Raw genomic sequence first — 18,398 nt, forward strand, 5'->3', positions numbered from 1 at the left:
GATCGAGGGCGCGCAGTCTAACAGGACGGCACGCCCTGCGGGGGCATGTCGGCGCCATGCGCCATGACCCGGTTGCGCCCGGCATGCTTGGCACGGTACAGCGCCGCGTCGGCCAGCGCCAACAGGCGCTCCAGGTCGTAGCCCGCCTGGTCACTGGCTGCCACCCCCACGCTCACGGTATGCCGGTGCTGCTCCACACAATGCTCGGCAAATCCCTGGCGCATACGCTCGGCGAGTTGCAAGGCGTCTTCCAGGCGGCCATGAATCAGACAGGCAAACTCCTCACCACCAATGCGCCCGAATACATCACCGCGCCGCAACTGCAACTGCGCGCCCTGGCTGAACGCCTGCAGCACCTTGTCGCCCGAGGAATGGCCGAAACGGTCATTGACCGCCTTGAAGTGATCCAGATCGAACAGTAGCAAGGCAACCGGCTGCTGCTGACGCTGGCACAGTCCCAGCAGCCGCTCGCCACTGTCGAGAAAGGCGCGGCGATTGCCGATGCCGGTCAGCGGGTCGGAGTAGGCTGCCAGGCGATAGCGCTGCTCGATCTGTTCCTTGACCATGGCCAGCACCACGAAGGCGATGCCCACCGCATACAACATGCTTTCCACCAGCAGCACCGGGAACAGCGGATTTTCCTGCAAGGGACGATCCGTGTGCTGCACACTGATCAGCATGCGCATCACGTAGAACAAGGTATGTAAGCCGATCAGCAACAGCGCCGGCAGCACGGACACCTGCAGTTTCCGACGCGCCCGCCACAACTCGCGCATGGCCAACAGCATGAAGCAGGACATCAGCAAGGTATGCGCCAGGATGCGCCAGCTGAGGTTCTGGTAAAAAGCCGGCCACTGGCACAGCAGCCACCAGACCAGCGCCCCGGAAAACAGCCACGGCCAGCGCGGCGCACGACCGCAAAGCACGCGCATGACGGTCCAGTTCATACCGGCACAGAACAGCAGCAGCATATTGCCAACGATGATCGGCAACCAGTCGAAACCCAAACCACGCAGCGCGTTGCACACCAGGCCGATGGCCGCCAGCAAGAGCATGCAACCATTCCACAGCAAGGCCGGCTGGGTGCGTCCTCGCCACCAACTGAACAGCATGAGCAGGCCGCACAGGGTGACTACGCTGCCATTGGCCAGCAACAGGGAAGGGATATGCAGTGATGACATGCTTGCAGCTCGCGGGACTTCAGGCAGGCCCGGCACGTCCGTGCCGGCAAAGTGCCGATACGTTAGCCGATTGCCCGAAAAAGCTCACCTGGGATTGTCAGGCAAAACGCGCCCACAGCGCCTCGAACTCCGCGGCATAGGCTGCCAGCAGCGCGGGGTGATCGATCACCAGAAGATTTTCCTCGTTGCTGGTGGTGGCGCTGCGTGTCCAGTTGAAGCTGCCATTGAGCAACAGGCGGCCATCGAACAGCGCGAACTTGTGGTGCATGTGGTAGGGGCTGTCATCAATACGCAGTGGCACGCCCTGGCGTTGCAACCACTGGATATCGCTGCCCTCGTCGAACTGTTTGTCGTTATCGCTGATCACCCTGACCACGATGCCGCGACGATGGCAGGCGACGATTTCCTCGCTGAGCTGGTCGTCGGAAATGGTGTAGACACAGATATCCACGCTGCGCCGCGCCTGCCGGCACAGCTCGCGGATCTTCCGCCGGCAGCTTTCCCCCGGGCTGAAGTGCGCGCTGCCCACCTCGAGCTGGCGGGGAGCAGCCGCGCTATCCAGGGTTTTGACCACCTGTTCCAGCCACTTGAGTGCCGGCTCGGCATTGCCCGGCTCAGCGATCAGTTCGCGCACCAGGGCGAAGGCCCGGTTACGCAGGTAGCGCACCTGCTCGGTGCTCAGGTTGCTACCCAGCTGGCGCAACTCGTCACGCTCCTGGTTGCTCAGGCGCAGGTCATTCAGGCTGTCACGCAACTGCTGGTCAAGCTGATTGAAATCCATGCAGGTTCCCTCTGTTCATGGCTGGCGGCGACGGCTCAGCGCGGCATAGCACACCCCGCACAAGGCCCCCGCCAGGTGGTATTCGAAAGACACGCCGGGCTGCGGCACCAGGCCAAACAGCCAGCCACCGTAGAGAAACAGCACCAGGGCGGCGAACAGCAGATCGATCAGGCTGCGCTGGAACCAGGCGCGGGCCAGCAGCAGGCCCCACAAGCCGAACAGCCAGCCGCTGGCGCCGATATGCAGGCCATGCCGGGCAAATAGCCAGACCAGCAGTCCGCTGCCAAGGACGATGAACGCACTGGCGCGGAGGAAATCGCGACGCGAACGCAGAATCAGCAGACCACCCAGCACCAGCAAACCGCTCAGGTTGCTCAGCAGATGCAGCCAGCCGCCGTGCAGCCAGGGAGCAAACAGGATGCCGGGCAGCGCAGCCAGCTGACGCGGCACCAGCCCCAGGCCATGCAGGGCATCCCCCGTCAGGCTGTTGAGCAGTTGTACCAGCAGCAGGCTGGCGGTCAGCGCCAACAGCACACGCAACTCGCTGCCGATATTCCTCATCAGCCCGCACTGCCCTGCCCCGCACCAAGCTGCTCGGCCAGTTCACGCAACTGGCCGGAAATCTGCTGCATGCGGTTGTGCGTCCCCAGGTCGATATCGATTTTCTTGTCCATGGCCCGCACCAGTGGCAACAGGCTGTTCTGCAGGCTGTCGGCGAGGCTTTCCAGAACGGCCTGCACGCCCTGCTGGGGCGGCACCTGTACATGCACGGCCAGTTGCGGCGGGGTCTGCTGCCATTGCTCGACGGCCTGCAGCAGTGCCGGCAATGCCTCCTCGCGGCCGCCCGGCCGGCCAAGCCCGCGCACGCTCTCGACCAGATCATTGAGCTGCGCCACCAGCCGCGCGCCGACATCGCTGTCGCTGCCCCCCATCGCCTTGTTGCGCAGGAAGTCACGCTTGATCTGTGTCCAGCGCTCGGCCTGCTCGGCCGTCATGTTGCCACGCAGCTCGGCCAGCTTGAGCAGGTTTTCCTCGGCGCCACTGGTCAGCAACTGTGCCTCGCCCTGGTAGTGATCGGCGATCAGTTGCAGCAGCTCGGCATCGTTCATCACCGCGCTGACCTTCTCGGCCATCTTGTTCATGTTGCGGTAACTGCCCTGCAGCTTGAACGGTGGTTCGCTACGGTACTGGTCGGCCTGCGCGGCGCTGACGATGTACTGCTGATTGACCCGGCCAACCACGTCACGCACCTGCATCAGACGCTGCAGGGTACTGACGATCTCGTTGATTTCCGCCCCGCTGTAGCTGTGCGACAGCTCGTTGCTGGAAAACGGCTTGCCCTCGGCCTTGGCGACGAAGCGGTAGAGGTCGGCCATGTCGCGGGTGGCCAGCGGCGCCAGCACCGGGTTGGAGGTCAGGCTGTTCTCGATATACGACAGCGCGAAGGCCTCCTGCATGCCGCCCAGGGTGTCGCCCAGGTTGTAGATGTCAGCGCGGTTGGCGAGCATGTCGGGGATTTTGAACAGCTCGCCGGACTCGGTGTAGGGATTGCCGGACATGATCACGCAGAACTTCTTGCCGCGCATGTCATAGGTCTTGGTCTGGCCCTTCCACACGCCCTCGATGCGCCGCGTGCCGTCGCACAGCGAGATGAACTTCTGCAGAAACTCAGGGTGGGTGTGCTGGATGTCATCGACATACAGCATCACGTTGTTGCCCATTTCCAGCGCCAGGTTGAGCTTCTCCAGTTCCTGGCGCGAGGTGGCATCCGGTGCCTGCGCCGGGTCTACCGAGCGCACCTCGTGGCCCAGCGCCGGACCGTTGATCTTCATGAAGATCAGTCCCAGGCGGTGCGCCACGTACTCCATCAGCGTGGTCTTGCCGTAGCCGGGCGGCGAAATGAGCATCAGCAGGCCCATCAGGTCGGAACGTTTGCCCTCGCCCACCGTGCCCATCTGCTTGGCCAGGTTGTCACCGATAAAGCCCAGGTACACATCATTGATCAGCTTGTTGCGCACAAAGGACGACAGCGGTCGCGGCTTGAACTCGCTGAGGCGCAGCGCCGTGCGCTGCTCGGCGATCACCGCCTGGCGTAGCGCCTGGTAACGCTGCAGCCCCGGGAGGAACTGCGTACGGTGCTGGCGCAGGCGGGCAAACAGGTCATCGACCGCCAACACCAGCTGACGTTCGACAATGCGCGGGTGCTCACCCATCAGCGGGGCGACGCTAAAGCGCAAATCAACTTCGCTGACACGTCCCGGCAACGCCTCACCTAGCAGCGACAGTGCCACGGCCTCGGCGACATAACCGCTCAGCGCGGCAAACTCGTCCTGGGCGCAGAGGCCGCGCAACCAGTTGTCGAGCAGCGCCCACTGCGCCGCCGGTCGACCGTCGAGGTGAGCCAGGGCCTGCTGGTAGTCATCCCACAGCCGCGCCGCCTGCAGACGCAGCCTGAGTCCATCCAACAACTGCCGGGCGTACTTGCTGAAAACAAACTCGGCGCGCTCGGCGGCCAGCACCTGCACCAGGTACTCGGCCGCCTCGCCCACCAGCGCCACATCCAGACCCACAGGCTGCTCGGCAAGGAAGGCGCGCAAGGCCTGGGCAATTTCCTCCTGCAACTGTTGCAGAGCCTCGCGGTGACCGAACAACTGCTGCATGTGCCGGCCGCTACGCGCCCGCTCCGGCCACTGCGCCAGCGCCGGATTATCGCGCTGCACGGCCCACAACAGGCAGGCCAGGGCGCGCGCCGTGGCGCCATAGCGCAGCAGACCGGCGCTGTCGCGCAACGGCAGCAGCTGGATGAGGATGGCAGCGGCATCGTGATCGTGGATGCCCTTCTCGTAACCTTCCTTGTAGCGCGGCGCAGCAAAGTCACGGACCAACCGGGCCAACTCGTCCGGCTGCGCCAGCAGGGACTTCAGGCGCTCCAGGTCGAGGCCCTCGCGCCCCTCATCGGCGGCGGCCAGCACCTCGCCGGCCAGGTATTCGCCGCGGTACAGCTGTGCCGACTCCGACTCCAGCGCCACCTGCCAGAACGGCTTGAGCGCCTCCAGCTCGGCATTGGCCAGCGGTTCGAGGAAGTCGGTACCGGTCAGGTGCAGGTACAACTGCTCACCACGCGGCAGCAGGGTCAGGTCGAGTTCCTGGCTGTTGACGCTGAAGCGGTGGCGCGGACCGAGCTTGATGACGTTGCCACCCTCTTCGAACAGCTCGCTCTTGTCGCGCAGCGCGCGTACCGCCTGGTCGCGGGCCCCCTTGAGGCGCGCCTCGATGTCGTCGGCCTTGACGCTGTCCTGCAACGCGCGCAGGCGTTCGGTCATCTCGCGCAGCTTGAGAATCAGCGGGTCGGCGGCGAAGAAGGCGTTGAGTTCCTCGGCCCGGGTGAAGCGCGCGGTACGCCGGGCCAGGCTGTCGAGGATACGCCGGGCCGCCTCCAGTACGCCTTGCGCCTTGCGCTGGCGCTCATCAAGCAACGCCTGCTTGTGCGCCTCGAAGGTTTCCAGCAGCTCCTCGCGCTTGGCCAGGATGTCGCCAAGGAACTGTTCCTGGTCACCGAACTGGCTCTCCAGCTCCTCCAGCTGCACCAGCAGACGGGCCAGCTGCTCGTCGCAACGCTCCGGGTCCTGCGCCTGCCCCAAGGCATTGGTGATGCCCTGGCTGAACAGTTTGAACTGCGCACCGAACTGCGCCACGCTCTCCGCCGAGCCCAACCCCTTGCGCCGCTGTTCGGCGCGTGCCCTGGCCTGGTTGAGGCGGGCATAGATCTCGGAGATGGATTCGACGATGCGTGTACGCTGGGTAGCGTCGTCGATCTTCAGCGAGGCCATCAGCGCGGACAGCATGTCCAGGTCGGCGGCCATGGTCTGCAGGGCCGCCAGCGGCTCGGCCAACTGCACCACGCTGGCGGCCTTCTGCGCCTGCTCGTCAAGGCTATGCAGGCGGCTGACAAACGGCTGCAGGGCGGCATCGCCGGCGAGGAAGGTCGCGGTGGCCGCCGATACCCGCTCCTGGGCGGCGAGCAACTCGGCCTCCATCACGTCGAGGCGTGCCAGGTCGATGTAGCGGTACTCGCGGATGGTCAGGAGCAGACCGCGCTGGGTGGTGATGCCATTGAGCGCGTCGACAAAGCTCTGCGCCTGCTCCCAGCTGTCCGGCAGCAGGCTATCGAGCAGGGCCTTGTGGCGGCTCTCGGCGTCCTGCATGGCCTTGGCCGATTGCTGGCGGATGCTCTCGACCTTCTCATACTCGTCGAGCACCAGTTCGGCGGTGGCGGTGATCTCGCGCAACAGGGGCGCCAGCCCGGTCAGTTGTGCATGGCTCAGCCAGTGATAGGCATCGAACAAGCGGCGGGTCTGCTGGCAGAGCGCCGCGTAGCGCTGCAGGGAAACCGTCGGACTATCGATCTCGCGGCTCAGCGCGTAGAGGTCGGAGATGCCGCGCACCAGTTCGGCGTTGCCGATCTTGCCCAGCAGGCCGCTGCGCGCTGGCTGGCGCGCGGCATATTCGGCGGTACAGAACGGCGTTTGCCAGACCTGCATGGGATGGATACGCGTCGGCTCGTTTTCCGCAGCGAAGATCACCATGCGGCCATCCTCCAGGCGCGCATAGCCGTGGCCGAACAGCGGGTTCTGCAACTGGCGGGTGATCAGGTTGTAGCAGAGCAAGACCGCCCGGCCTTCCTCCGGGTGATAGAAGATGTACAGCACATCCTCGCCATTGGGCGAGCGTACCGCGCGTTTGAAGCGCATGCCGGCCATCGACTGCTCGAAGGTCTTGTGCTCGCCACTCTGCAGGTAATAGCCACCGGGGAAGATGATGCCGTGGTCTTCCGGCAGCTGGACGCAGGCCAGGCCGATGGCGTCGATACGCTCGACCGTGCCGTTCAGGCTGTTGAACACCAGATAGCGCCAGTGCTCTTCGCGGTACGGGAGGATCTTCAGGAGGATCAGCCCGCCCACGCGGGCATATTCGACCTGCGCATCATCCAGCGACTGGGTCTTGTCCTGTACCGGCTCGCGGTAGATGCCCAAGCCGTCATTGGTGTTGTTCTCGATCTTGACGGTCAGGTCACCGCCGATGGTTTCGACAAACAGGGTATCGAGGATATTCAGATGCGGGTGACGGCCGTTGACCACGCTGTCGCGCGTGCACTTCTGCCACTCGAAGTCAAAGGGGGCGGGCAAGGCGATGTCACGCTCGCCACGATTGTCGATGTAGCGGATGTCCTGCCCGTCGACCGAGATCGACCAGCGGAACACGCGCAGATCACTGACCCGCTCGCCGATCTGGAAGCTCGCCAGCAGCTTGCCGTCACGCACCACCAACTGCAGCAGGCGGGTGTTCTTGTAGTAGCTGTACAGCTCGTTGAAGTCGGCAACGAAGCTGGCGTGAGCCAGGAAGCTGCCCGCCAGCGGCACGGCTTCGGCCTCGTAGCCTTCCTCCTGCTCGACCAGGCGATACAGGGAGAACACATCCTCGACACGGGTTTCCTTCTTCAGGCCGAGGAACACGTTGTAGCCGAACAGCAGGCAATCGCCGACCTGCACGATGTCACGGGCAATGCAGTTGTTTTCGGTACGGATCCGCAGCCGTGCGCTGACCGCCATCTGGCTGCTGCCGAACGTCTCCAGGCGCTGTTGGTTGAGCTGCTCGCTGATCTGCTGCAGACGCTGGCCCTGCTCGTGCAGGCGCTTGTGCAACACCTCGTAGGCGCCACCGGCGGCGACCGCCTTGTCCACTAGGTCCTGGGTTTGCGGTGCTTGAGCGTCCGACATACTGGTCATCCTGAATCTGCGGCGTCAGGCCCCCGCCCCTCCGGGCGGGAACTGGAAAGAGTGGCCGGACGGGCCGCACGGCCCGCCCGAGCAGGTCAGGCCCCGGCGGCCGGGGCTGCGCCGTCGAGCGGGCGCTCGGCAAGCACCGCGCTGCTGGGCGCCTTGCCGGCCAGCAGGCGGGCCAGCACGTCCTGGACGACCGGGCTCTTGCCAACCACGCCTTCGATGGCCTTGCCTACCGACAACGACTTGGCGAAAGAGTTGAAGAAGTCGCCCTCGCCACCAACGATCTCGATCTTCGCCTTGGCCAGCGCGGTGGCCAGCACCTCGGCCTGGTCCTTGGCAATGTCCTTGTTGGCGGCAATCGCGGCCATGGCCTCCTCGAAGTTCTTCTCCAGCTGCATGCGGAACTCCTCGTGCTGACGGGCGCTGTCGCTGAGCGCATCCAGGGCACCGAACTTCTTGCCCAGGCCCTCGGCCTCGGCATTCAGGCGCTGCAGGAGGATATCCGCCTCGGCCGTACCCAGATCCTTGGTCGCCTGGGCCTTGGCGGTGCCCAGCTGCTGCTCGCCCCGCGCCTGGGCGCCGAGTTTCTCTTCCAGCACCTTGGCTTCGGCCAGGCCATCCTTTTCCTTGGCAGCCGCCTGGGCTTCCAGGACACGCGCTTCGGCCAGGCCCTTCTCCTGCTCACCCTTGGCCTCGGCAATCATTTGCTCGGCCTTGACGCGCGCTTCGGCCAGGCCTTCCTTCTCGCGCGCCGCGGCGGTGACTTCCAACACCCGCGCATCGGCCAGGCCCGGCGCGGCACGCTCGGCCTCGATACCTTCGGCCAGGCGTTTCTTGGCCTCAGCCTGCTTGGCCGCGGCTTCCAGCTCGGCCTGGGCCAGGTTGTTGATTTCCACGGCCTTGTGCTTGGAACGGGTTTCGTCGGCTTCGGCCTGCTTGACCTGGCGCACCAGCTCCTGCTCGGCTTCGGCCTGGGCCTGCAGCACGGTTACCTGCTTGAGGCGCTCCGCCTCGGAGACTTCGCGCACCTCCTTGATGCGTTCCTCTTCCTGGGCCACGGTCTTCTCTACCGCCACCCGCTCGCGAACCACTGCGGCAATGTTCTTGCGCTCTTCTTCCAGAGCCTTTTCCTTTTCGATGCGCTGCAGTTCGACCTCGCGCTCGCGGGCGACGATTTCCAGGTCCTTGGCACGCGTCACCTTCTCCACCTCGATGACCACGGCGCGCTGGCGGTTCTGCTGGGCCACTTCCACCTCGCGCTGATGGTTCTCGGCGCGGATATCCAGCTCCTGCTGAGTCTGGATGCGTGCCTGTTCCGCCTTCAGGCGCTCTTCCTCGCGCACTTTCAGGGTTTCCGCTTCCTCGCGGGCACGGATGGTTTCGATCTCACGCTTCTGCCGCGCCTCGGCATCGGCCTGCTGGCGTTCCAGGGCCAGGGTCGCCTCGCGGGTCTCGACGTTTTTCTTTTTGATCGCCAGCTCTTCGTTGCGCTCCAGCTCGTTGGTGATGACGTTCTGCGCGGCAGTCAGCTGGGTGATCTTGCGGATACCTTCGGCATCGAGGATGTTGGTCGGGTCCAGCGACATCTTCGGCGTCTGTTCCAGGTAGTCGATGGCCACGTCTTCCAGCACATAGCCGTTGAGGTCGTTGCCGATCACCTCGACGATACGATCGCGGAAGCTCTGCCGCTCTTCGAACAGCTGCACAAAGTCGAATTGCTTGCCGACGGTTTTCAGTGCCTCGGAGAACTTGGCATTGAACAGCTCATTGACCGCTGCCCGGTCGGAAGCGCGATCCACACCAATCGCCTTGGCCACCTTGAGCACGTCTTCCTGGGTCTCGTTGACCCGCAGGTAGAACGCCACGGTGATATCGGCACGCAGGTTGTCGCGGCAAATCAGCCCGTCCTTGCCGCGGCGGTCGACTTCCAGGGTAATCAGGGAGATCTTCATGAACTCCTTGAGATAGATCACCGGATAGACCAGCGCACCGGTGAAGTGCACCTTGGGCGTGGCAGACATGTCGTTGACGATCAGCGCCGTGCCCTGCGGAACCTTGATATAGAAGGCCTTGAACAACACGAAGAAGCCGAAGATCAGCAGGAAGAACAGCCCCACTCCAGTCAGGAAGGGCATCAGCAGCTCATAGCTCATTACAATCAATCTCCTTTGACACTATGCGTGAGTCAGGGCTCAGCGTCCCTGGAACTCGTCCTCGGTAATGACCCGGTAGGCGTGCTCGCCCTCCAGATACTCCAGCAACACCACACGGTCGCCCCGTTTGAAGCCGCGCGCTTCGTCAGCCCGCACTCGCAGGATCAGGCCGGCGCCACCATCTTCCAGCACGGCCTCACCATGCTGCAGAGTGACTCGCCCGCTACGCACTACGGCGATTTGCCCCAGCACCGATTTACTGGTGGTGGCTTGCAGCTTGAGGAACAGCGGACGTAGCGGGCGACACAGCAGCGCACTGGGCGGCACCGCCAGGGCCAGGGCAGCCAGCGCCACCAGCAAGCCCAACGGATAGCGCAGCACGCCCAGCGGCAGATGGCTGAGCAGCAACAGTTCGACGAAATAGCTCGCCAACCAGGCGAAGAAGAACAGCAGACTGAGCACCAGGGTCACCGGTACGCCATTCAGCCCGAGGCGCAGCAACAGCCCGGCCAGCCCTTCCGGCTGCACGGAGTCCAGTGCGGAATCCGCCTCGATATCCAGCAGATCGACTTCCAGAATGCCCAGCGCGGCCACACACCAATAGAGCATGGCCAGACACAGCAGAAAGCTGAACAGCACCGTTGGAAACGACAGTGCGGTCTGCACAAAAACGTCCATGACTCTCCCCTTCCCTGACGGCAACGGCGGGCCAGGCAGCCCGCCGGCAACTAACGCGTGAACTCAGTCGCCCTGGCGTCCCTTGAGGCGCGCCAGAACGGCCTCGGCACTGCTCGACTCGGCGAGAATCCCGGCTTCACGCAGCTTGGCCTGCAGGCTGTCGTCCGGGGCACTGCCAGCGGCCAGCTCATCGGCGGCCTGCATGCGCGCCGCCCGCTCGGCCTGCTGCTGTTTGATTCGCTCCAGCGACTCTACCGCCGTGTGCAGCTTGGCCTGCGAACCACCATAGCGCTGGGCCACCGCCAACTGGGCCTTCTGCACGCTTTCGGTCGCCTTGACCATGTCCACCTGCTGCTTGAGGCGCTTGATGTTTGCCTCGGCCTGGCCGACCGCACGGCGCAGTTGCTCGACACTCGCCGCATAGGCCTGGTTGTGCTCCTGCTCGGCCGCCTGCTCGCTCTCCAGCTGGGCAATCTTCTCTGCCACTTCGTGAGCCAGCGACTGGTTACCGGCCTGCAGTGCCTTCAGCGCATAGCTTTCGTACTCGGCCACCTGCGCCGCTACCTTGGCCACCCGCTCAGCCGCCAGCTTCTGCTTGGCCATGATCTCGGCCAGCGCTTCACGTGAACGGCGCAGCTCCAGGTCGGCATCACGGATTTCCTGATCGAGGATTCGCAAGGCCTGGCTATCCACCACCGCCTCACCCATTTCGTTGGCACCACCACGCAGCGCCGTCAGCAGTTTGCTCCAGACGTTCATCGCATCTCTCCTTACAGGCTCAGGCCTTGAGGAAGCCTTCGTAGGCTTCGGTGGCTTTGATCACGTTGTCGGCCAGCAGCTCGATCTCCAGGAGGATATCGGCCAGCCCCGAGGAAGCGCTCAACGCGCCGAACATGGTGTAGCCCTCACGCCCATCAGCCAGCTTCTCCAGGCCGATCGACGACAACGGGAAGAGCTTGTGGGTGCGCAGCACTTCCTCGTTGAAGGCCACCAGGTCGCGCACATCGTCAGCCGGCCAGAGCAACGCCTCGACGATGATCTGCTCGCCATACACGGCGGCGAACAGCGGCAGATCGCCGTATTCGCGCATGCACAGATGCAGACTGGCATCCGCACCCTGAATCAGCTCGACCGTTGCCTGGCCAGAGACAAACAGCGGCGCCGCCAGTAATGCATCGTGCAATGCCTGGGCAGTCCATACCTGGGGTCTTTGCATACCTTCCTCCTTTTCCATAGAAGCCAGCATCGCGCGAGGCTGGCGCAACCTGCGCTCGAACGCCAGCAACTGCGGGGCGTGCTCGGGCAGTATCCACACTTCCTTCTTGACCAGCCCCTGCTCACGCAGGCGCTGGCGATACAGACGCTGATAATGTGCTGACGATTTGCTTTCCATGGCGGCAGCCTAACCACTTACATGTAATGAATCAATCCATCACATGTAAGTTTTTCTGAAGAACCATCTGGGGCGGCCATTAAACCCCAGAAGACCCCACCCCAGCGCCAACTAGGTCGCAAGCAGAAAGCCCAGCCAGCACTTCGCATCGCCAGCCCGATGGCTTAGGCTTGCCGCCATCCATGCCTCCCGGAACCCTTGCCATGCAGCACGACAAGCCCCTCGCCGGCCTCAAGGTCATCGAACTCGGCAGCCTGATCGCCGGCCCCTTCGCCTCGCGGATCTGCGCCGAATTCGGCGCCGAGGTCATCAAGGTCGAATCACCCGAAGGCGGCGACCCTTTGCGCAAATGGCGCAAGCTCTATGAAGGCACCTCGCTGTGGTGGCTGGTACAGGCGCGCAACAAGCGCTGCATAACCCTCAACCTCAAGCACGAGGCAGGCCGCCAGGTACTCAGGGAGCTACTCGCCGGGGCAGACATCCTGATCGAGAACTTCCGCCCCGGCGTGCTGGAGAAACTCGGCCTCGGCTGGGACGAGCTGCATGCACTCAACCCCCGACTGGTCATGCTGCGCCTGTCCGGCTTCGGCCAGAGCGGGCCGATGAAGGACCAGCCAGGCTTTGGCGCGGTCGGCGAGTCGATGGGCGGCCTGCGCTACATCACCGGCTTCGCCGACCGCCCGCCGGTACGCACCGGCATCAGCATCGGCGACTCCATTGCCGCCCTGTGGGGGGTGATTGGCGCGCTGATGGCGCTGCGCCAGCGCGAAGTAAATGGCGGCCTGGGCCAGGTGGTGGACGTGGCGCTCTACGAAGCGGTGTTTGCCATGATGGAATCGATGGTCCCGGAGTTCGATGTATTCGGCTTCATCCGTGAGCGCAGCGGCAACATCATGCCCGGCATCACTCCGTCGTCCATCCACACCTGCGCCGACGGCAAACACATCCAGATCGGCGCCAACGGTGATGCGATCTTCCAGCGCTTCATGCGCGCCATTGGCCGCGACGACCTGGCCGATGCCGCCGACCTGGCCGATAACGCTGGCCGCGATGCGCGCCGCGACGAACTCTACGGGGTGATCGACCGCTGGGCCGCCAGCCTGCCGCTGGCCGAGGTGGAGGCCGTGCTGCTGCGCGCCGAGGTGCCGGCCAGCCGCATCTATTCGGCCGCCGACATGTTCAACGACCCGCAGTTCCTGGCCCGCGAGATGTTCCTCAGCGCACGCCTGCCGGACGGCCAGCCCTTCCGCATGCCGGGTATTGTCCCCAAGCTCAGCGCGACCCCCGGCAGCGTAGCGTGGACCGGGCCGGCGCTCGGCGAACACAACCAGCAGGTGCTCGGCGAGCTCGGCTACGATGCCGCGCAGATCGCCGCACTGCGCGCACAGGGCGCGATCTGAGCAGATGCGCCAGATCGACGCCGCACAGTTTCCCCGGCACACGCTGCCGGCGGAGCTGCGTGACTACCCGCGGTGGCATCGCGGCCGCCCGCACTACGCGGTGTGGATGGTCGAGGTGCAGCAGCCCGCGCTGCTTGCCTATATCCAGCAGCTGCAGGAACAGCTGGCCGATCTGCTGCACCCACCCGGCGCGCGCCAGCCGCACCTGACCCTGTTCGTCTGCGGCTTCCCGCAGGCCAACCAGCGCTACGCTGACGACTTCACCCCGGCCCGGCTCGACAGCCAGTTGCAGCACCTGCGCCCGCGCGCTGGCAGCGCCTGCGTGCTACCCCTGGGCGCAGCGGACAGCTTTGCCAGTGCCGCCTTCATTCCCGTGTACGACCCGCAACAACGCCTGGCCAACTGGCGCCAGGCGCTCGCCGCCGGCAGCCGGGAAATCCGCCAGGCCGAGTACATCGCCCACATCACCCTGGGCCTGTATCGCCAGCGCATCGCCGCCGCCACCCTGCGCCAGCGCCTCGCCGCACTGCCCATGCCACAGCATGCGCTGCAGGTAGAGCGCCTGGACTACGCCCATTACGCCAGCAGCGATCAATTCAGCCGCCTAGAGCGCCAACTGAGTATTAGCCTGGCGCCGCGCTAGCACGCCAGGCAGCCAGCCCCGCACGCGCCTGGCGACGTACCTGCCCCTGCAGCCAGGGTGTCCAGCCCAGCCACCAGCCCGGCGCACCCAGGGCCTGGCGCGCCCAGCGCCAAACAGCGAAATGATCACGGTGCTCGACAATCAAGCCATCGCGCAGTACGAACTCGCCACGAATCCGATTGCTCACCCAACGTCCGCTGCGACTGAATCGATAGCGCGCCTGCCAGTCCACCCGAGCACGCTGCGCAGTGGCCTCGCGCACCTGGAAGGTCACCTGCAAGCCCTCCGCACGCGCACATAGCATGCGCCACATATCGCCCACCTCAGCACCCTGCAGCGTAGCGAAGGCCGGATCATGAAAGCGCGCCTGCGGGTGATAGCAGGCCGCCATGGCCTCGCCATCCCCACGTTGCAGGGCCTGGTAGAAACGTTGCAGAACGGCGAGCGAAGCAGCGTGCATGAAGGTCATCTCCTCGACAGAGGAGCACAGTATGCGCAGCCATTCAGGTGTACGGCTATTGGCGATAATGACAACTTTATGATGATAATCGCCAAGGTCATCGAGGAGCCTCCATGCTGTCCGTCTGCCTGTACGTCTGCCCGCATACTGTGCTGTCCAGCCTGGCGCAGGCTTATGAATGCTTCCAACTGGCCAACCAGCTCAGCGCGCAGCCGCTCTTCAAGCTGCAGCGCTTCAGCCAGGACGGCCAGCCCGTACGCCTGGCTTACGCCCTGCTGGATGTCGAAGGAGGACTCGAGGTGGCCGAAACAGCCCATCTGGTGATGCTCCCGGCCACCGGCAGCGACCAGGCAACCGTTCGCCAAGCCAACGGCACACTGCTCAACTGGCTGGCCAGACGCCCCACCGAACAGGGCCTGGCCAGCCTGTGCAGCAGCGCCTTCCTGCTCGCCGAAGCCGGCCAGCTGGATGGCTGCCAGGCGACCACCCACTGGGCACTGGCCGGTCAGTTTCGCCAACGCTACCCGCAGGTACAGCTACGCAGCCAGCAACTGTTCTGTGCCAGCGGGCAACGCTTCAGCTCCGCCGGCGCACAGGCAGCCGTCGATCTCTGCCTGCACCTTGTCGAGCTGCATGGCGGCCCATGGCTCGCCGAACAGGTGGCTGGCGCACTGGTCGTCGAACGCCAGCGCGGCAGCCAGAGTCGCCTGCAACCGCTGCTGCCCAGCCCGCGCCAGGATGATCCCGCACTACTGGAACTGCTGCGCTGGCTGCAACCACGCTATGCCGAACCCATTGATCTGGCGAACATGGCGGCACGCCTACATTGCTCGCCACGCACCCTGCTGCGGCGTTTCCGCCATGCCACCGGACTGACACCCCTGGCCTACCTGCAACGCCTGCGCATCCTGGCCGCCCAGCAAGCCCTGCGCCACCCCGGCACACGCCTGGAGGACATCGCCAGTGCCGTGGGCTATGCCGACCGGGCCAGTTTCAGCCGCCTGTTCAAGCACGTCTGCGCAGAAACCCCGGCCGCCTACCGACGTCGGCTCACGGCCGCCAGCAGGCCCTGAAAGGCAAAAAAAACCGGCCCACCAGGGGCCGGTCTTCTAGCACGACAAGCGACTCAGAGCGGCTTGCCGCGGTTGCCATGGGCAGCGACGAACTGCTGCACCTGGGCCAGGTCATTGGCCAGCACGGTGCAACGCTCCTCGCGCTGGAACAGATCGGCCAGATGCGCCGGCAACTCCAGCGGCTTGCTGATGCCCGCCTGCTCCACCGCATCGGGGAACTTGACCGGATGCGCGGTACCCAAGGTGACCATCGGCAGGCTCAGGCTGCGCCGGCATTCACGCGCGGCACGCACGCCGATCGCAGTATGCGGGTCGAGAATCTCGCCACACTGCGCATAGACCTCGGCGATGGTCGCGCAAGTCTGCGCGTCATCCACCGCCAGCGAATCGAACAGGCGGCGCGCCTCGCTCCAGCGTTCGTCAGCCACGGCCAGCTGGCCGGTAGCCTTGAAGCCATCCATCAGACGAGCCACTTCCGCGCCGTTACGGCCATGCAGGTCGAACAGCAAGCGCTCGAAGTTCGACGAGACCATGATATCCATGGACGGCGACAGGGTCGGGTGCAGGGTGTCCTTGTCGTAGCGGTTGCCACTCATGAAGCGGTGCAGGATGTCGTTGCGATTGGTCGCCACGATCAACTGATTGATCGGCAGGCCCATGTTGCGCGCCAGGTAACCGGCGAAGATATCGCCGAAGTTGCCGGTCGGCACCGAGAACGCCACCGAGCGCGCCGGGCCACCGAGCTGCAAGGCCGCGTGGAAGTAGTAGACGATCTGGGCCATGATCCGCGCCCAGTTGATCGAGTTGACCGCAACCAGACGGGTGCCCTTGAGGAAACCCTGGTCGGCGAAGCTGGACTTGACCATCTCCTGGCAGTCGTCGAAGTTGCCTTCGATGGCGATGTTGTGGATGTTCTCACCCAGGATGGTGGTCATTTGCCGGCGCTGCACCTCGGACACGCGGTTGTGCGGGTGCATGATGAAGATGTCGACGTTTTCGCAGGCCTTGCAGCCTTCGATGGCCGCCGAACCGGTGTCGCCGCTGGTGGCGCCCATGATCACCACGCGCTCGTTGCGCTTGGCCAGCACATGGTCAAGCAGGCGGCCGAGCAGCTGCAGGGCGAAGTCCTTGAAGGCCAGGGTCGGGCCGTGGAACAGCTCGAGCACCCACTCGTTGCTGTCCAGCTGACGCAGCGGCGCTACCGCTTGGTGGGCGAACACGCCGTAAGTCTCTTCAAGAATTTTCTTGAAATCGGCATCGGCGATGGAGCCGGCGACGAACGGGCGCATCACCCGGAAGGCCAGCTCGTGATACGGCAAATCCGCCCAGGAAGCAATTTCCTCCTGCGTAAAGCGCGGCAGGTTTTCCGGCACATAGAGGCCGCCGTCGCTGGCCAGGCCAGCCAGCAGCACATCTTCGAAGTTCAGGGCCGGTGCCTGGCCGCGGGTACTGATATAGCGCATGGTGCTCGCCCTTCTTAATTCAGGTGCTCGACGCGGATGCGCATGACCGGGCCGGACACGTCGGCCAGGGCTTCCAGCGCGTTGATCGCGTCGTTCATGGATTGTTCGGTCACACGGTGGGTAAGGAGGATCAGCGGCACCAGACCGTCCTGCTCCTCGGCCTCCTTCTGCATGATCGACTCGATGTTGATGCCACGCTCGGAGAGGATGGTCGCCACCTTGGCCAGCACACCCGGACGGTCCTGCACCTGAATGCGCAGGTAGTAGGCGCTCTGGCACTCGGCGATCGGCAGGATAGGGTGATCGGACAGCAGATCGGCCTGGAAGGCCAGGTGCGGCACGCGGTTCTGCGGATCAGTGGTCAGCGCACGGACCACGTCGATCACGTCAGCCACCACGGCAGAAGCGGTCGGTTCCATGCCAGCGCCGGCGCCGTAGTACAGGGTGCTGCCGACGGCATCGCCATTGACCATCACCGCATTCATCACGCCGTTGACGTTGGCGATCAGGCGGTCGGCCGGGATCAGCGTCGGGTGCACACGCAGCTCGATGCCTGCTTCGGTGCGGCGAGCCACACCCAGGTGCTTGATGCGGTAGCCCAGCGCTTCGGCGTAGTTGACATCTGCACTGGTCAGCTGGGTGATGCCCTCGGTGTAGGCCTTGTCGAACTGCAGCGGAATACCAAAGGCAATGGACGCCAGGATGGTCAGCTTGTGCGCGGCGTCGATGCCCTCCACGTCAAAGGTCGGATCGGCTTCCGCATAGCCCAGCGCCTGCGCTTCTTTCAGCACATCAGCGAAGGCCCGGCCTTTCTCACGCATCTCGGTGAGGATGAAGTTGCCGGTGCCGTTGATGATGCCGGCCAGCCAGTTGATACGGTTGGCGGCCAAGCCCTCGCGGATCGCCTTGATCACCGGGATACCACCCGCCACAGCGGCTTCGAAAGCAACGATGACGCCCTTCTCGCGGGCCTTGGCAAAGATCTCGTTGCCATGCACGGCGATCAGTGCCTTGTTGGCGGTCACCACGTGCTTGCCATTCTCGATGGCCTTGAGCACCAGTTCCTTGGCAATGGTGTAGCCACCGATCAGCTCGATGACGATATCGATTTCCGGGTTGTTGACCAGTTCGAAGACGTCGGCGGTGATGGGTGTAGCGCCGGTATCGCACTTCGGGTTGGTGTCACGCGCGGCAATCTGGGCAACGACAATGCCCCGCCCGGCACGGCGGGCAATCTCCTCGGCATTACGTTTGAGTACATTGAAGGTACCGCCACCGACGGTACCCAAGCCACAGATGCCTACTTTCACCGGTTTCACGCTGAAACTCCCCATCATCACTGCAAAAGCAGCCGTGGCGAGCCTCGGCTGCAGGAAAAGAGCCGCACCTT

The 18,398-nt window shown here is 64.4% G+C and carries 14 protein-coding genes; 3 read left to right on the forward strand and 11 right to left on the reverse strand.

Features of this window, described 5'->3' with window-relative positions:
- Positions 1-17: 17 nt before the first annotated feature.
- The 8 genes from CW360_RS08840 to bacA all read right to left on the reverse strand — a co-directional run bounded on the left by CW360_RS08840 (position 18) and on the right by bacA (position 11,969).
- Positions 18-1,181, reverse strand: a complete 1,164-nt coding sequence (locus CW360_RS08840; protein ID WP_093985528.1) for a GGDEF domain-containing protein — start codon at positions 1,179-1,181, stop codon at positions 18-20.
- Between the two features lie 97 nt (positions 1,182-1,278).
- Positions 1,279-1,962: a phospholipase D-like domain-containing protein gene (locus tag CW360_RS08845; RefSeq protein ID WP_101193442.1), complete on the reverse strand. Its 684-nt coding sequence runs from the start codon at positions 1,960-1,962 to the stop codon at positions 1,279-1,281.
- A gap of 15 nt (positions 1,963-1,977) precedes the next feature.
- Complete coding sequence (locus tag CW360_RS08850) at positions 1,978-2,523, reverse strand: rhomboid family intramembrane serine protease (RefSeq protein WP_101193443.1); 546 nt, start codon at positions 2,521-2,523, stop codon at positions 1,978-1,980.
- Positions 2,523-7,739, reverse strand: a complete 5,217-nt coding sequence (locus CW360_RS08855) for a DNA repair ATPase (protein ID WP_101193444.1) — start codon at positions 7,737-7,739, stop codon at positions 2,523-2,525. The genes CW360_RS08850 and CW360_RS08855 overlap by 1 nt, the downstream gene beginning before the upstream one ends.
- Positions 7,740-7,834: 95 nt before the next feature.
- Positions 7,835-9,898 (reverse strand): flotillin family protein, encoded by a 2,064-nt coding sequence (locus tag CW360_RS08860; RefSeq protein ID WP_093985532.1) that lies wholly within the window; start codon positions 9,896-9,898, stop codon positions 7,835-7,837.
- Positions 9,899-9,937: 39 nt separating this feature from the next.
- Positions 9,938-10,576 (reverse strand): OB-fold-containig protein, encoded by a 639-nt coding sequence (locus CW360_RS08865; RefSeq protein ID WP_101193445.1) that lies wholly within the window; start codon positions 10,574-10,576, stop codon positions 9,938-9,940.
- A gap of 63 nt (positions 10,577-10,639) precedes the next feature.
- On the reverse strand, positions 10,640-11,335 hold the full coding sequence (locus tag CW360_RS08870; RefSeq protein ID WP_101193446.1) for a PspA/IM30 family protein: 696 nt from the start codon (positions 11,333-11,335) through the stop codon (positions 10,640-10,642).
- 19 nt (positions 11,336-11,354) lie between these two features.
- On the reverse strand, positions 11,355-11,969 hold the full coding sequence (gene bacA, locus CW360_RS08875; RefSeq protein WP_101193447.1) for a biofilm formation regulator BacA: 615 nt from the start codon (positions 11,967-11,969) through the stop codon (positions 11,355-11,357).
- Between the two features lie 182 nt (positions 11,970-12,151).
- On the opposite strand from bacA, the gene CW360_RS08880 reads away from it, so the two are divergent.
- Together CW360_RS08880 and CW360_RS08885 are read left to right on the forward strand one after the other, a co-directional pair.
- The gene (locus tag CW360_RS08880; RefSeq protein WP_245874692.1) at positions 12,152-13,369 is read left to right on the forward strand and encodes a CaiB/BaiF CoA transferase family protein; all 1,218 of its coding nucleotides are present in this window, start codon (positions 12,152-12,154) and stop codon (positions 13,367-13,369) included.
- Positions 13,370-13,373: 4 nt separating this feature from the next.
- Positions 13,374-14,012: a 2'-5' RNA ligase family protein gene (locus CW360_RS08885; RefSeq protein WP_157825270.1), complete on the forward strand. Its 639-nt coding sequence runs from the start codon at positions 13,374-13,376 to the stop codon at positions 14,010-14,012.
- Here CW360_RS08885 and CW360_RS08890 read toward each other — a convergent pair.
- Positions 13,993-14,472, reverse strand: a complete 480-nt coding sequence (locus CW360_RS08890) for a nuclear transport factor 2 family protein (protein WP_101193450.1) — start codon at positions 14,470-14,472, stop codon at positions 13,993-13,995. The genes CW360_RS08885 and CW360_RS08890 overlap by 20 nt on opposite strands.
- 113 nt (positions 14,473-14,585) lie before the next feature.
- Here CW360_RS08890 and CW360_RS08895 point away from each other — a divergent pair, with 113 nt between their 5' ends.
- A complete protein-coding gene (locus tag CW360_RS08895) occupies positions 14,586-15,545 on the forward strand; it encodes a GlxA family transcriptional regulator (protein ID WP_101193451.1) in 960 nt (319 codons plus the stop codon).
- A gap of 53 nt (positions 15,546-15,598) precedes the next feature.
- On the opposite strand, the gene thrC is transcribed toward CW360_RS08895, so the two are convergent.
- Both thrC and CW360_RS08905 read right to left on the reverse strand, forming a co-directional pair.
- Entirely contained in the window at positions 15,599-17,008 is a 1,410-nt protein-coding gene (thrC, locus tag CW360_RS08900) for a threonine synthase (RefSeq protein WP_101193452.1), read from the reverse strand.
- A 14-nt stretch (positions 17,009-17,022) separates the two neighbouring features.
- Entirely contained in the window at positions 17,023-18,327 is a 1,305-nt protein-coding gene (locus tag CW360_RS08905; RefSeq protein WP_093985565.1) for a homoserine dehydrogenase, read from the reverse strand.
- Positions 18,328-18,398 lie beyond the last annotated feature (71 nt).

It is taken from the genome of Pseudomonas fluvialis, assembly GCF_002835605.1.
In the GTDB taxonomy this organism is placed as follows: Bacteria; Pseudomonadota; Gammaproteobacteria; order Pseudomonadales; family Pseudomonadaceae; genus Aquipseudomonas; species Aquipseudomonas fluvialis.